General features: G+C 65.0%; 13 protein-coding genes and 1 pseudogene. 11 read left to right on the top strand and 3 right to left on the bottom strand.

The annotated features are described in order from the left end of the window. Positions 1 to 255 precede the first annotated feature (255 nt). Entirely contained in the window at positions 256 to 381 is a 126-nt protein-coding gene (locus ACSSVZ_RS26870; protein ID WP_453973939.1) for a hypothetical protein, read from the top strand. A 9-nt stretch (positions 382 to 390) separates the two neighbouring features. Here the strand turns inward: ACSSVZ_RS26870 and ACSSVZ_RS26875 are convergent, their stop codons facing one another. Further along, the gene (locus tag ACSSVZ_RS26875) at positions 391 to 864 is read right to left on the bottom strand and encodes a MarR family transcriptional regulator (RefSeq protein ID WP_453973940.1); all 474 of its coding nucleotides are present in this window, start codon (positions 862 to 864) and stop codon (positions 391 to 393) included. Positions 865 to 1109: 245 nt separating this feature from the next. On the opposite strand from ACSSVZ_RS26875, the gene ACSSVZ_RS26880 reads away from it, so the two are divergent. From ACSSVZ_RS26880 to ACSSVZ_RS26925, 10 genes are all read left to right on the top strand, one after another. Then, a complete protein-coding gene (locus tag ACSSVZ_RS26880; RefSeq protein ID WP_453973942.1) occupies positions 1110 to 2108 on the top strand; it encodes a TAXI family TRAP transporter solute-binding subunit in 999 nt (332 codons plus the stop codon). A gap of 70 nt (positions 2109 to 2178) precedes the next feature. Further along, on the top strand, positions 2179 to 4062 hold the full coding sequence (locus ACSSVZ_RS26885) for a TRAP transporter permease (protein WP_453973943.1): 1884 nt from the start codon (positions 2179 to 2181) through the stop codon (positions 4060 to 4062). Positions 4063 to 4215: 153 nt separating this feature from the next. Next, positions 4216 to 5589, top strand: a complete 1374-nt coding sequence (locus ACSSVZ_RS26890) for an aromatic ring-hydroxylating oxygenase subunit alpha (RefSeq protein WP_453973944.1) — start codon at positions 4216 to 4218, stop codon at positions 5587 to 5589. 4 nt (positions 5590 to 5593) lie between these two features. Beyond that, positions 5594 to 6421, top strand: coding sequence for an SDR family NAD(P)-dependent oxidoreductase (locus ACSSVZ_RS26895; RefSeq protein WP_453973945.1), 828 nt, complete (start codon positions 5594 to 5596; stop codon positions 6419 to 6421). A gap of 1 nt (position 6422) precedes the next feature. After that, entirely contained in the window at positions 6423 to 6989 is a 567-nt protein-coding gene (locus ACSSVZ_RS26900; RefSeq protein ID WP_453973946.1) for a 3-phenylpropionate/cinnamic acid dioxygenase subunit beta, read from the top strand. A 13-nt stretch (positions 6990 to 7002) separates the two neighbouring features. Beyond that, complete coding sequence (locus tag ACSSVZ_RS26905) at positions 7003 to 7185, top strand: hypothetical protein (protein WP_453973947.1); 183 nt, start codon at positions 7003 to 7005, stop codon at positions 7183 to 7185. A gap of 39 nt (positions 7186 to 7224) precedes the next feature. Next, entirely contained in the window at positions 7225 to 7644 is a 420-nt protein-coding gene (locus tag ACSSVZ_RS26910; protein WP_453973948.1) for a hypothetical protein, read from the top strand. A 4-nt stretch (positions 7645 to 7648) separates the two neighbouring features. Further along, on the top strand, positions 7649 to 8896 hold the full coding sequence (locus ACSSVZ_RS26915; RefSeq protein WP_453973949.1) for an NAD(P)/FAD-dependent oxidoreductase: 1248 nt from the start codon (positions 7649 to 7651) through the stop codon (positions 8894 to 8896). Then, positions 8893 to 10119, top strand: a complete 1227-nt coding sequence (locus ACSSVZ_RS26920; RefSeq protein WP_453973950.1) for an MFS transporter — start codon at positions 8893 to 8895, stop codon at positions 10117 to 10119. The genes ACSSVZ_RS26915 and ACSSVZ_RS26920 overlap by 4 nt, the downstream gene beginning before the upstream one ends. Before the next feature lie 47 nt (positions 10120 to 10166). After that, positions 10167 to 11864 carry a thiamine pyrophosphate-binding protein gene (locus tag ACSSVZ_RS26925; protein ID WP_453973951.1) on the top strand — a complete coding sequence of 566 codons (1698 nt, stop codon included), beginning with the start codon at positions 10167 to 10169 and terminating at the stop codon, positions 11862 to 11864. A 195-nt stretch (positions 11865 to 12059) separates the two neighbouring features. Here ACSSVZ_RS26925 and ACSSVZ_RS26930 read toward each other — a convergent pair whose 3' ends face one another. Together ACSSVZ_RS26930 and ACSSVZ_RS26935 are read right to left on the bottom strand one after the other, a co-directional pair. Beyond that, positions 12060 to 13250, bottom strand: coding sequence for a succinylglutamate desuccinylase/aspartoacylase family protein (locus tag ACSSVZ_RS26930; protein WP_453973952.1), 1191 nt, complete (start codon positions 13248 to 13250; stop codon positions 12060 to 12062). An 84-nt stretch (positions 13251 to 13334) separates the two neighbouring features. Next, positions 13335 to 14124: pseudogene (locus ACSSVZ_RS26935) on the bottom strand (IS3 family transposase); the annotation flags it as partial. Positions 14125 to 14238: the final 114 nt, after the last annotated feature.

Consider the following 14238-nt stretch of genomic DNA (forward strand, 5'->3'; position numbering starts at 1 on the left):
CCACATGACGTTCTCCAAGCTGGCTTCGACAACCGCTTGGAATCACATTCTGGCCCCGGCTATCCACCTCCCGCGCCAGTTTCGAGACGGACTCTCACTGTTAGCCGATTCCCGTTTCATTGGTTGTTCAATTCGGTCCGAGTTTGTCTTCACGCCAACGTGAGTCTACCCGTCCGCGCCGCTCCTTGCAGGGCGTAGATTTTAAATGGGAAGTTGAAAGAAGTGGCTCCCCGGGCCGGGGAGGAGGAACGGGAGATGCTCGCGTTCGCTGATGACCCTCGGGCTGATGACCCTCGGGATGAATCGCGCCTGCTCTGCCAGGTCACTGTCACGCCGCAACTCGACGGCATGCGGGTTCAGGTGGCCGCCAACGAGGGCTGACACAGAGCGTCAACGGCGATTGATTTCGGAAAGCTCGCGAAGAAGACCAAGAAGCAGTTGAGTCTTCTTCTCGCCAAAGTCCAGCGCGATCCCCCGATAGATATCGTGCGCAATTGGCGTGAGGCGGCCCAGGAGGGTCCGGCCTTCGTCCGTCAGCGAGACGTTGTAGGCGCGCTTGTCGCCGCTCTGACGCTCGCGCATCACCAGCCCGCGTTCCATCAGGGTGCGCAGGATGCGCGTCATGCTGACCTTGTGGATGCAGCACAACGCGCAGAGCTCGGTGAGGGGGATGGGCTCGAAGTCGTAAAGCACGCGCAGCGTCCGCCACTGCTGTTCGGTGAGACCCTCTCCGGCCAGGAGCTTCTGGAAGCGCCTGACGATCGCCTCGCGGCCCCGCGTGCATGCGATTGCGAGCGAGCGTTCGGTGTACAGCGACGCCGGAGCGGTATCCGTCTCTCCCTCATCCCGCGCTGGTCTGCTCATGGTCTCTCTTTCGGCAATGAATGGGCGGCCCATCCTGTTCGTGCGGCACCGTCTCTACGTTCTTTGCGCGCATTCGAACAGCCCCACGCCCGAAGCGCGTATTTTCGTAAACATGTTGACAGTATAGCTGTTCTAATTAACATGTTCACTGATCCGCGATGAACGGGTTGATCCAGGTCAATCCGGAAGCAGGGTCAGGCGACGGCACAGACCGGATCGCCGATAAAAGGGTGAGGGAGGAATTCATGAAGTCGCTCGTACGCCTGATGGCAACGGGGGTCGTTGCCGCATCGTTCCTGGCAGCCCCGGCCCACGCCGAGATGAGAAGCATCACGATTGGGACGAACCCTTCGGGCTCGGTCTTCTACCTGCTCGGCGGCGGCTTTGCGAAGCTGTTCCAGGAGAAGCTGGGCATCCGGTCGACCGCGCAGCCCCAGGGCGGTTCTTCGGTCTATCTGCCGATGGTCAACTCGGGCGAGATGACGCTGGGCATATCCTCCAATATCGACGCGGGCATGGCATACCGCGGTGCCAAGGCCTACCCGGCGGCGATGACAGACCTGCGCGCCCTCGGACGCGTCTGGCTTCTGCCCTACGCCTACATCACCACGGCGGAGTCCGGCATCGTCACGATGGAGGACCTCAAGGGCAAGCGGGTGATGGGCAACATGCCGACCAACGTGGCCCTCACGGAAATCAATACGGCGATGCTGAAGTCCGGCGGCCTGTCGCTGGACGACGTCGAGTTCGAACGCTCCGGCGGCCTGATCGACGGTGTCCAGGCGGTCGTCCAGGGCCGCGCCGACGCAGCACCGGTCGCGACGTCCATGCCGGTCCTCGTCGAATCCAACTCGTCGGTCCCGGGCGGCCTACGCATCATCGCCAACGGGTCGAAAGCCAGCGACGCGTTCTACGCGAACGAGGTGCCGGGCACCCGCACCACCGTCGTCAAGCCGAGCGAGCGCTATCCGTTCATCATCGGCGACACCGAGATCGTGGCCTACGACACCCTCGTGGTGACGGGAAGCGAACAGTCCGAGGACGACGTCTACAACCTGGTCAAGACCATGCACGAGAACTGGGCGCAGCTTCAGAAGGATTATCCGCCCATGCGCAGCGTGAGCGAAGACGCCTTCGCGATGGTGGATCCGACCGTTCCGTATCACCCGGGCGCGGTCCGCTACTTCAAGGAAATCGGCCTGTGGAGTGACGCGCACGAAGCGCATCAGGCGACCTTCAAGTAGCCATTCGTCACCGTCCTGAGGCTGCGCGCGGGACTTCCGCGCGTGGCCACAGTCAACCGCCAGGACAGTCATGAGCCGGATCGGTCGGTACCTTCACGTCGTCTTCATCCTCCTGTTGCCGCTTGTCGGCGTGGGATGGGTGCTGCGGCTCGGCGAGCCGCTCGGGATTCCGCTGATCACGCCGCAGGTGATCGCGATCATGCTTGGGCTTGCCTCGGGTGCCGCCTTCCTGCGGTTCCCCTATCTGCGCAAGGTGACCCTCCTCGACATCGCGCTCGCCGTGGCAGTGTCGGGAAGCTGGTTCTGGTTCGCGTGGAACTTCGATTCCTGGATGCTGTTGCTCGCCTACCGGACGCCCGACATGTGGGTGCCGGGGCTGATCGCCATCGTTCTGATGCTCGAGGCGCTTCGCAAGTCGGTCGGGCTGACGATTGCGATCCTGGTCTGGGTCATTGTCGCCTACGGCTTCTTCGGCAACCACATCCCCGGCCTGTTCCGGGCGGAAGTGTTCAGTCCGACCAAGACGATCCTCTATCTGTACGCCGACTCCAGCGGCATCCCGGGCCTGGTGGTGACCGTCATCATCAACGTGGTGCTGCCCTTCGTCATCTTCGGCAAGGTGATGGAGATCGCGGGCGGCATGACCTTCTTCAATAACATGGCGCTTGCGGTGATGGGGAAGCGGCGGGGCGGGCCCGCCAAGGTGGCCGTGGTCGCATCGGCATCGTTCGGGACACTGTCGGGCTCGACCGTTGCCAACATCATGTCGACCGGCATTCTCACGATACCGCTGATGAAGCGCACCGGATTTCGGCCGGAGCAGGCCGCCGCCATCGAGGCGGTCGCCTCGAACGGCGGGCAGATCATGCCGCCGGTGATGGGGGCGACGGCGTTCATCATCGCAGAGTTTCTGCAGATTCCGTACAGTCAGGTGGTGCTCGCGTCGCTCGCGCCGGCGCTGCTCTACTATCTGGTCCTGTTCTTCAAGATCGACGCCATCGCGGTGAAGGAGAACATCGCGGGGCTGCCAGCGTCCGAAATCCCCTCGGCCCTGCAAACGCTGAAGGAAGGGTGGTTCTTCGTCCTTCCCCTCGGCTACCTGATCTATCTTTTGCTCTGGAGGGGCTACGACCCCGGTCTCGCGGCGCTTCAGGCCACCGGAATCCTGATCGTCTGCTACCTTCTGCAGCATCGGCTACGCCCTGAATGGGAGAAGCTGTGGGCGCTTGTTCGAGGCGCCGGCCAGGAAATCGTGCCGCTGATCCTGATCGGCGGCGGCGCCGGCGCGGTGATCGGGATCATGAACTCGACCGGTTTCGCGTTCCAGCTGTCGCTGGTGCTGACCCACGTGGCGAGCGAGTTCGGCCTGTTCTCAATGCTGGTCCTGGCCGCGATCGTCTCCATCGTGCTCGGTATGGGGATGCCCACCGCGGCGGTCTACGTCGTGCTGGTCACGGTGGTGGCGCCGTCGGTCATCAATTTCGGGGTCGACCCGCTCGCAGCGCACCTCTTCCTCTTCTATTTCGGCCTGATGAGCATGATCACGCCGCCGATCGCGGTCGGCAGCATCGTGGCGGCGCAGATCGCGGGGGCCAACATGTGGTCCACCTCCTTCTACGGAATGCGGATGGGCATCAGCGCCTACCTGCTGCCGTTCCTGTGGATCTACAACCCGGCGATCCTGCTGCACGGCTCGGCGCTTGAGATCCTGATCGTGCTGACAAACTGCCTTGCGGCGGCCGTTTTCCTGCGTCTGTCGATGATGCCGGTTCTCTGGCGGGTGCTGCCCGCCTGGGCCAGCGGCATTCTGATGACGCTCGTCGCGGTCGTGGTCGGCAGCGCGTCGATCTGGCTCGGCCCATCCAATCCCGTGGCCTTCATCCCCAGCCTATTGGGGCTCGGTGCGGTTCTCTTCGAATACCGGAGAAAGCCGCTCCTGGCCCAGTCCGCCTGAGAAAATCGAGGGCGGCGGCGCGACCGGCGACGGATCGAGCCGACGGCTTCGCCACGTTGACAAAGTAAACATGTTTACTAAAATCGGTGACGGTGACGAGCCGCGGAAATGCCCCACCGGAAGGTGGCACCGCCAGACAAGGGAGAACCGCCAATGCAGACGTCAGGGACCGCCAGAAGCCTGATCGATCTCGACCGGGGGGTCATCAGCCGCGAGCTCTTCGTGAGCGAGAGCCTCTACAAGCGCGAACTGGAGACACTGTTCGCGCGCGCCTGGCTGTTCGTCGGCCACGAGAGCCAGATCCCCAATCCCGGCGACTTCTTCACGTCCCGGATGGGCGAGGAGTCGGTGATCCTCGTCCGTGACAAGGCGGGCGAGATCCACGTCTTCCTGAATTCCTGCCGGCACCGCGGCATGAAGGTGTGCCGCTACGATTCCGGCAACACGTCGCTGTTCACCTGTCCGTACCACTCGTGGACGTACACGACCGATGGCAAGATCCGGGGCATCCCGCTCTACAAGGCTCTGTACGACGGGACGCTGGACCGCAACGACTGGTCGCTGATCGAGGTGGCCAAGCTCGTCAACTACAAGGGCACGATCTGGGCCACCTGGGACCCGGAGGCTCCCGACTTCGAGACCTATCTCGGCGATGCCAGGCTGCATCTCGACCAGGCGCTGGACTGCCGCGACGGCCGTCCGGGTGGCTCCGAAGTGATCGGCGTCCACAAGTGGGTTTTCCCGGCGAACTGGAAGTACGCGGCGGAGAACTTCCTCGGCGACACCTACCACAACCCGAGCCACCGCTCGGTCGATCTGATCGGCATCGGTCCCTCGGCGCGCGAGGGCGTCAAGGGCCGCCGCGACAACGAGCTCGAGCAGGCCCAGCACGTCTGGATTTCCTACCCGGGCGGACACGGGGTGCATTCGGCGGTGCAGCCGGAAGACGAGCCCTACATAGAGCAGTTCAAGAGCGACCCCGAGATCGAGGAGTATTTCCGGCACTGCCACCAGGAGCGGAAGCGCCGGCTCGGCGACCAGGCGCGGCTGCTGCCGTTCGTGGGCACCATGTTCCCCAACACCTCCTATCACGGCCGACAGCCGCGCGGCCTTTGCGCGTGGCATCCGCACAGCCCGACCGAGACAGAGGCATGGCGCTTCTTCCTGGTGGATGCGGACGCACCGGCCAGCGTCAAGGATTTCCTGCGCCGCTACTACATGCGCTACTCCGGCCCGGCCGGAATGACCGAACAGGATGATCTGGAAAACTGGCTGTATGCGACCAAGGCCTCCAAGGGCACCATCGCCCGGCGCCATCCCTTCAACTATCAGCAGTCGATGGGCGCTTCGTCACTGCACCCGACCGTCAATGGGCTCGAGGTGCGGGGCGACGTCTCCACTCAGGTGACCGAGCACATTGCGCGCGGCTTCTATCGCCGCTGGGCCGATTACGTGGACGGCGCCGACTGGGACGTCCTCATGGGGCGCAACGACGCGCGCTTCCGCGCTCCGGCTGCGGCGGAGTAGGTCGATGAGCGATACGATCAAGCAGGGCGCCGTGATCGTCGGGGGTGGCACCTACGGCATCGGCCGCGCCATCACATTGATGCTGGCCGAGCGCGGATGGCCGGTGGTGGCCTTTGGCCTCGAGGGTAGGCAGGTCTCGAGCGAAGCGGAAAACGCTATCCCGGGGCTCCGCCGCGAGGCGGAGGAGCGCGGCCTCGACGTGACTCTGCTGGAGGCGGACGTCTCGTCGGAAGCCGATGTGGCCCGGGTTGTAGAGACGGCGCTGTCGCGGCACGGTCGCATCGACGCGCTGGTCAACAACGCCGCGATCGGTCCGCTCGGAACGGTGATGGATACCGATCCGGATCTGTGGGACCGGATCATGGCGGTCAATCTGAGGGGGCCGTACCTGACTTGCCGCGCCGTCATTCCGCACATGGCGGAAGCCGGCGGCGGGCGCATCGTCAACGTCGGGTCCGGGGCGGGGTGGGGCAAGCCGAACATGGCGGCCTACTCGGCCTCGAAGGGAGGCATCTTCGCGCTCTCGACCGCGCTCGCCCTCGATCATTTTCACGACCGCATTCGCGTCAACGTGGTGGTTCCGGGCGGCGGCGGCATCGCCTCCGGCATGAGCCTCGGTCGCGTTCGGGGCGACATGGAGAAGCTGCGTGCCAACGCGGTCGGCACCGCGGCGGGACGACACACCACGGGCGAGGATCTGGCGAAGGCGGTGGCGTTTCTGCTCTCGCCGGACGCCGAGGTCATCTCGGGCACCGTCATCGACGTCGGCTGCTTCTTCCACCAGGGATCGTCCGCGCCGTTGAAGCGGTCGATCGTCAGAGAGGTGAACTGAAATGGACCAGATCGCTGAGGACCGGCCGCTGGTGAAGGACGACGCCTATTTCCGGCTGCGCCAGGAGATCGAGGAGTTCTTCTACGACGAGGCGAACCTGCTCGACGAACGCCGGTTCGATCGGTGGCTGGACTGTTTCGACGAAGACCTGGTCTACTTCATGCCGATGCGGGCCAATGTGAAGTTCGGTCAGCACGAGGCGCGCGAGAACACGCGCCAGGGCGAGGGCATCAGCTGGTTCGACGAGGACAAGTGGACGCTCTCCAAGCGCGTTGAGCAGATCCTCACCGGCGTGCACTACGCCGAGGAGCCGCTGTCCCGGACCTCGCACCTGGTGACAAACGTCCAGATGACATCCGCGACGCCGTCCGCTGCGGAGGCCGTGGAGGTGCAGACCAGCTGCCGCTTCCTCGTCTACCTGAACCGCGTTGAGTACGAGACCTACTTCTTCGTCGGACGGCGCAAGGACCATCTGGTGCGCAAGGACGGCGTCTGGAGGGTCCTGCGGCGGGAGATCGTGCTCGACCAGAACGTCCTGCTTGCAAAGAACCTCACCACCTTCTTCTGACCAGGGCGCGGCAATGATCAACCTGAACACGGTGAAGCCTGGCGAACGCGCCGTCCTGAAGGACGGGCGGACCGGGGTGGTGATGGAGAACATGGGCGATGGCCAGTGGCTTGAGGTCCGGTTTCCCGACGCGCCGGACGACGAGCCCGAGCTGGTCCACAGCCAGGACCTGCAGGCGATCCGGGCCGCCGAATAGTCCCGGTCGCCGGAACCTCGGACAAACAGGAGCGCCGCCATGCTGCGCATGAGCCATCTGCCGTCGGACTTCCATCCGCTGTTGCTCGTCCTCGGCGACCACACCGATCTCGGGCGCTTCGCCGAGCTGCTTGCCGCGTTCGCCAGCACCGGCCAGCCGGTCCAGGTCGGTGGCGACGGCGGTGCCTTTTCGACCGACACAGAAGTGCTTCTGGATCCGGCCGACGGCGTCCCCGGCCGGCCGCACGGTCTCTGGCGGGACCCGGCGCGACCGGACAGGCTCCGGTGGACACTGTCGCGCGACGCAGCGGCGGCATTCGCGTTGGAGGTTGCGGAACTCGCCAATTCCAATGCGCCGGCCGGATCGGTGACGCTGGAATGCGGCGTCCTCAACGAGATCAGGGTCAAGGTGTCCGTCGGGGAATGGGAAGACGAATTCCTGATGGACGGGGTCCGCTAGGCCGATGGGGGAGGCCGCCGATCTTCAAGCCGCGGCGCGGGACGGTGTGGTGGTCGTCGGTGCCGGACAGGCGGGTGCCGCGACCATCCTGCGGTTGCGCGCCAACGGGTTCGCGGGTCCGATCACGCTGATCGGCGCTGAAGCCGAGCCGCCCTACCAGCGCCCGCCCCTGTCGAAGAAATTCCTGACTGGTGAATACGCGAAGGACAGGCTCTATCTGCGCCCGCTGGCCGCCTACGCGCAGCTTGACGTCACGCTGATGCTCGGGCGGGAAGTCTGCCGCATCGATCGGCTGAACCGCAGGGTCGAACTGGATGACGGCAGCACGCTTCCCTTCGGCCGGCTGGTTCTCGCCACCGGCGCCCGGCCGCGCCCGTTGCCTGAGACGCTGCGGGGGGCCTTCGAGAACATCTACCTGTTCAGAACCTTCGCGGACACGCAGCGGCTCCAGGCCGAGATGATGCCCGGCCGGCGCATTCTGGTCGTCGGCGGCGGATATATCGGGCTGGAGACGGCGGCGGTGGCGCGCCAGCTGGGTCTGGAGGTGGTGCTCGTCGAACAAGCGGACCGGATCCTGCAACGGGTGGCCTCGGACGAGACCTCCTCCCACTTCCGCAACCTGCACCGGAGCGAAGGCGTGCGCATCCTGGAGGCCAACCGGCTTCTGGAACTCGACGGGACCGGTGGTCGGGCGACCCGGGCGACCCTCTCCGGCGAGGGCGAGGTCCTGTTCGATTTCGCGGTCGTGGGCATCGGTGTCTCCGTCAACGGCGAACTGGCCGACGAGGCCGGGCTGGAGGTCGACGGCGGCATCGTCGTGGACTCGCGATGCCGGACCGCCGATCCGGCCATCTTCGCGGTTGGCGACTGCACGTCGTTCCCGTATCAGAGCGGCCGGACGCGCCTGGAATCGGTGCACAACGCCATTGCCCAGGGCGAACTGGTCGCCGACGCGATTGCCGGAAAGCAAGTCGGCCCCTACGCCCCGGTCCCCTGGTTCTGGTCGGATCAGTTCTCCACCAAGCTGCAGATCGCCGGCCTCAACGCGGGATACGACCGTGTCGTGCGCAGGCCGGGCGGCCGGGAGGACAGCCTGTCGGTCTGGTACTTCCGCGCTGAGGCGCTGATCGCCGTGGATGCGATCAACGATGCCCGCGCCTACATGACGGGCAAGCGCTGGCTGGAAGCCGGCATCACGCCGAACGCCGCCGCGATTGCCGATCCCGCCGTCGACTTCAAGGCCGCCTCGTGAGCGCGCATGCGGGGCTCGAAGAAGGCGTCGGGGTCGACCTCGCGACGGACCGGAAGGCGAGCCGGGCGCTGTTCGCAGCCGGCTTCACGGTGTTCGAACTTCTCTATTTCGTCCAGTCGCTGCTGCCGATCTTCGCCGCCGAGTTCCACGTTTCGCCCGCTGAAAGCAGTCTCACGCTGTCCGGCACGACGGGGGTCATGGGCATTGCGCTCCTGCTCAGCGGCATCGTGTCGGACGGGGTCGGGCGGAAGCGGATCATGGTGATCTCGCTTGTCTCCTCGTCGCTCCTGACGATCGCCATGGCATTTGTGCATGGGTGGGGCGGCATCCTCGGGCTGCGCATCCTGATGGGGCTGACGCTCAGCGGCGTTCAGGGGGTGGCGATGGCCTATCTCGCGGAGGAAAGCGATACTCGGACCTTCGGCACCTCGCTGGGACTCTTCATCTCCGGAAGCGCCATCGGCGGCATGGTGGGCCGGCTGGCTATCTCCGCGCTGGCCGACCATTTCGGCTGGCGCGCCGCGACGGCGGTCATGGGCCTGCTGGCGCTGGCCGCCTCGATCTATTTCTGGCGCACGCTGCCCGCCTCCCGCAACTTCGTCCGGACCACGCCCGGCATCCACGCGCTGATGCGCGGGTTCGCGTCGATCCTACGGGATCGAGTGTTTCTCCTGCTGTTCGCCGTCGGCTTCCTGTTGATGGGGAGCTTCGTCACGACCTACAACTACATTACCTTCCGCTTGCTCGAACCGCCGTTCTCCCTGAGCCACACCGTGGTCGGGCTGGTGTTCCTAGTCTACCTCACTGGCATCGTTGGTTCGCCGCTGATCGGCGGACTGAGCTCGCGATTGGGGCCGGCCAGAGTGTTGTGGGCGATGCCGGTGCTCGTCCTTGCCGGGCTGCTGCTGACCCTGCCCGACGCCTGGCCACTGGTGCTCCTGGGGCTCGCGATCCTGACCTTCGGCTTCTTCTCCGGCCACTCCGTTGCCAGCGGCTGGGTCAGCCGGCGCGCCTCGCAGAACCGCGCACTTGCGGCATCGCTCTACCTGTTCGCCTACTATCAGGGATCGAGCTTGCTCGGGACGACCGGCGGCGTCTTCTGGCAGACCTGGAGCTGGGCAGGCGTCTGCGGCCTCACCGCGGCGCTCGCCCTCACCTGCATTGCGATCGCGCTCTATCTGCGCGCGCGGGGAGGGGACCTCCCTGTGAAAATCACGCCATGATGCTTCGGACCCATGAAAGTTTTCGCTCGATGGGAGACCACTGCCAGATGACCAAAGAGGCCACCATGCCGGGGACCGACCAGGCTAAGGAGGGAGCGCAAGCCCGGACGGGCGGAGAGGCGCTGGTCGATCGGCTGACAGCCCACGGCGTGGACACGGTCTTCCTGGTCCCTGGAATCCAGCTCGACTGGGCAGTGGATGCGCTCGCCCGCACTCCCTCCATTCGCTGCCTGGTGCCGAGGCATGAGCAGACCGTCACCTACATGGCCGACGGCTACGCGCGCACGACAGGCCGCCCCGGCGTGGGCATGGTCGTGCCGGGACCCGGCGTGCTGAACGCCGGGGCGGGCCTCGCGACCGCCTATGCGTGCAACGCGAAAGTGTTGTTGCTGGCCGGGCAGATCCATTCCGAAGCCATCGGCAAGGGCTTCGGCAACCTGCACGAGATCAAGAACCAGAGTGCCGTGCTCGAGGCACTTACCAAGTGGTCCAGCCTGGTGGAAAGCCGGGGCGTGCTGTCGGCGACGTTGGACGAGGCATTCGCGCAACTGAGCGAGGGGCGGCCGCGTCCGGTCGCGGTCGAACTGCCCAATGATATCCTGATGGCGCGCGGCACAGACCAACCCGCCGCGGTGCGTCCGGCCGCCGTAGTGGCCGAGCCCGACACGCGACAGATCGCGGCCGCAGCCAGGCTGATCGACGCGGCCAGGTTGCCGGTGCTCTATGTCGGTGGTGGCGCGCACGGCGCGGCCGCGGAGATCCGTGCGTTGGCGGAGACCGTCGGCATGCCCGTGGTGGCGAGCGAGAACGGCCGGGGCTGCCTGCCGGACTGCCACCCGCTCTCGTTCACGACGCTCGGCGGGCGGGCCCTGTTCCAGCGCGCCGACCTCGTGGTCGTCGTCGGCAGCCGCTTCATGGACGTCATGACGCCCAGGCCGAGCTGGGAGCAGGAGGGCAAGCGCTACGTCTACATCAACCTCGATGCGGCCGACACAGCCCCGCCCCGACGTCCCGATGTCTTCCTGCAGTGCGACGCCGCCGCTGCGGTTGCTGCGCTCTGCTCAAGCGTCACGCCCAGGCAGGCGTTCGGGCCGGACGGCTCCGAGCGGTTGAAGCGGTGGGAGCGGGAGGCGATCGAGGCCACCGGCGACCTGGCACGCTATGTCTTCGCGATCCGGGACGCGCTGCCCGACGACGGCATCTTCGTCAATGAACTCACTCAGGTCGGCTATCTCGCCCGCGTCGCCTTCGAGGTGCGGGCACCGCGCACGCTGATCGGTCCGGGCTACCAGGGCACGCTCGGGTACAGCTTTCCCACCGCGCTTGGCGCGGCGGTGGGCGCCGGCGGACGCAGGGTGTTCGCCATCTCGGGCGATGGCGGCTTCGGCTGGTCGTATCAGGAGCTCGCGACGGCGCGACGCTATGACCTGCCGGTCACGTTGATTGTGTTTACCGACGGATATTTCGGCAATGTGCGCGGCATTCAGCGGCGCACGTTCGGCCGCGAGTTCGCCGTGGAGCTTCAGAATCCCGACTTCCGCGCGCTGGGCGAGGCGTTCTCGATCCCGCATGCCACCGCCGCCTCTCCGGCCGCGCTCGAAGCGGTGCTGCGTGACACGCTGCGCGAAGACGGGCCGGTGCTGGTCGAGGTGCCGGTTGGCGAGATGGCAAGCCCGTGGCCGCTCCTCGGGCTCAAGCCGCTGGCGAGCGGCGGCGAAGCTGTTTCGGTGCTCGCTGATTTGTGACCGATCAATGCGCCAGACGCCGAAAGCTCGAAGCTTGCAAGAATCAGGGCGCACATTGCCAAGAGGACGGATCTCCCAAAAAGATAGTCCTCCAAATTTGCACACTCGCGCCTAACATACGTCGACTTTGCGTCGGTAACGGATAGCTGTCGACTTCGTCATCTGCGCTCCCGAAACGTTGTTCGGGTAGAAAATCTACTCGGGATATGTTTCAAAACCGCCCGGTGTCGGATTGTTGAAAAGGATGATCACCAGCATGTTGCCGGGTTCCGACATCACATCGCTGCGCTGCCCCATTACCTCGCCAGCTACCCCGCTCGTATACTCTGCAACCACTTCGCCGAAGCTGTTCCGTTGAATGGCCACTCTCTGTCCGACTTCGACCTTGTCGTTGAGCTCGACCAGATGCTCGACGATTCCACCCGCAGTGGCCAGCACCGGGAATCCGCTATTGCCGACAAAGACGGTCACGTCATTGCCAGTACGGCCCATCGGTCCGGCAATTATCCCGTGATGTTTGAGAACGTTCATCGTGCCTTCCACGAATAGTGCAATCATCGTGGAGTCCAGCACACGCGCAGCGCCGATCTCGGGACAAAAGGCTGGGATTCCTGCGTGCAGGAACGCGTTATGAAGGACGGTGGGATAGGCCTCTTTCGGCATGTCGAGGATCTGGCCGACAGGATAGAGGTCCAGCATCTCCTTGACCTCGGGCCTGGCCGTATCGCCGATGTTGAAAGCGGTGACCTCCAGCCCAGTTGTCCCGGTATGGAAATCGATCGCGACGTCGGCGTTCGGCCGCAGCAGCCGGTTGAACAGCAGCCCGGCATGGCGGCTCGGCGCGGTCAGCCCGTTCTCATTCCCGGGCCATTCCCGGTTCATGTCGATCAGGTCTATGCCTCTGCCTTGATTCGGCCACCGGCGCTGAATGCTTTCCAGGGCAGGGCGGGAAATGTCGGTTACCGCCATCACCGTGCCCGACATCTGCGCAGGATCGAGCTGGTTCATCACGGTCTGAACCGTATGAATGGAACTCATCTCGTCGCCATGCACACCGCTGGTCAACACGACGCGCTTGCCAGGATTCGCCCCCCTCGCAACCGTCACCGACACATACCAGCGCTGCCCGGTGGGCGTCTCCACACCCTGGAAATACAAAAGGTGCTTCTGTCCGACCTCCAGATCATTCACGTTGAGCGCGCTGACGACTTTTTTCCCCCCGACCACGTCGTCAGTGTAGACCGTTCCTCCCGGCAGTTCTGCCGTCGCAGTTTGTGCCGCTGCCTGATCGGAAGAGAAAACAGCCGACGCCGCAGCGCCACTGATGGTCGCGAGGGTAGTTGCGATCATGAAATCGCGACGATCGAGGCTTGGCTTATCCCGCATGATAGCCTTCCTTCCGATTGAACATATCCGGCGTGACGTTGCCCCGAGCAGCCATCATTTATACCTGGACTCTGTTCTCCTAGACTAGTTGTCGGATCTGGACTGGGTTGCAAACTCGTTCGGGCGAGGCCGCGCAGGCTCGTGTGCGGCCGGTGCTCATTGTCGTCGATCCTCCATTCTTCGATGGTGGGACGTGGCTCTGCCATGCCGCGGAACAGGTGCTCGTTGAGGCATTCGTCACGGAAGCGTCCGTTCAGGCTCTCGACGAAGCCGTTTTGGGTCGGCTTGCCGGGCGCGATGGTGTGCCATTCGACGCGGTTGCCCTCCTGCCACTGCAGGATCGCCCGCGACGTCAGCTCAGTGCTGTTGTTGGAGACGATCATCAGCGGCTGGCCGCGCGCCTCGGTGATGGCGTCCAGTTCCCGCGCCACCTGGATGCCCGACAGTGACGTGTCGACCACGAGCGCCAGGCCACTCGCGGGTGAAGTCGTCGACCACCATACGACGCGGAAGCGCCTGCAATCGGCGAGCATGTCGGATACGAAGTCCAGGCTCCACCGCCGGTTCGGGCCCTGCGGCAGCGTCATCGGCGCTCGCGTACCCAGCGCCCGCTTGCGACCACTGCGCTTCATCACCCTCAGCCGCTCTTACCGGTAGAGCCGGAACAACTTCTTGTGGTTCAGCTCGATGCCTTCCTGCCGCAACAGGAAGTGCAGCCGCCGATGGCGGGAACCGCAGCCGCTCGAGCGCCACCTCCTTCAGTCGCCTCCGCACGGCGGTATCGTCCGGTCGTCGCGACGCGTAGCGGTAGGTCGAGCCCGACCTGGCCGTTGGCAGGCCGCCGCGAATAGCACTTCTCTTCGATCGCCCAGGCCAAGAAGTGCTTTGGTCTGCCCCCTGAAGTTCTCTAATCGCATTGGTCAAGCTGGTTGATCGGGCTTTGCGCCCACGCCGGGTTCATGGTTCTCTCCGCGGTCGGTCTCGGTGG

It is taken from the genome of Amorphus sp. MBR-141 (assembly GCF_053628695.1).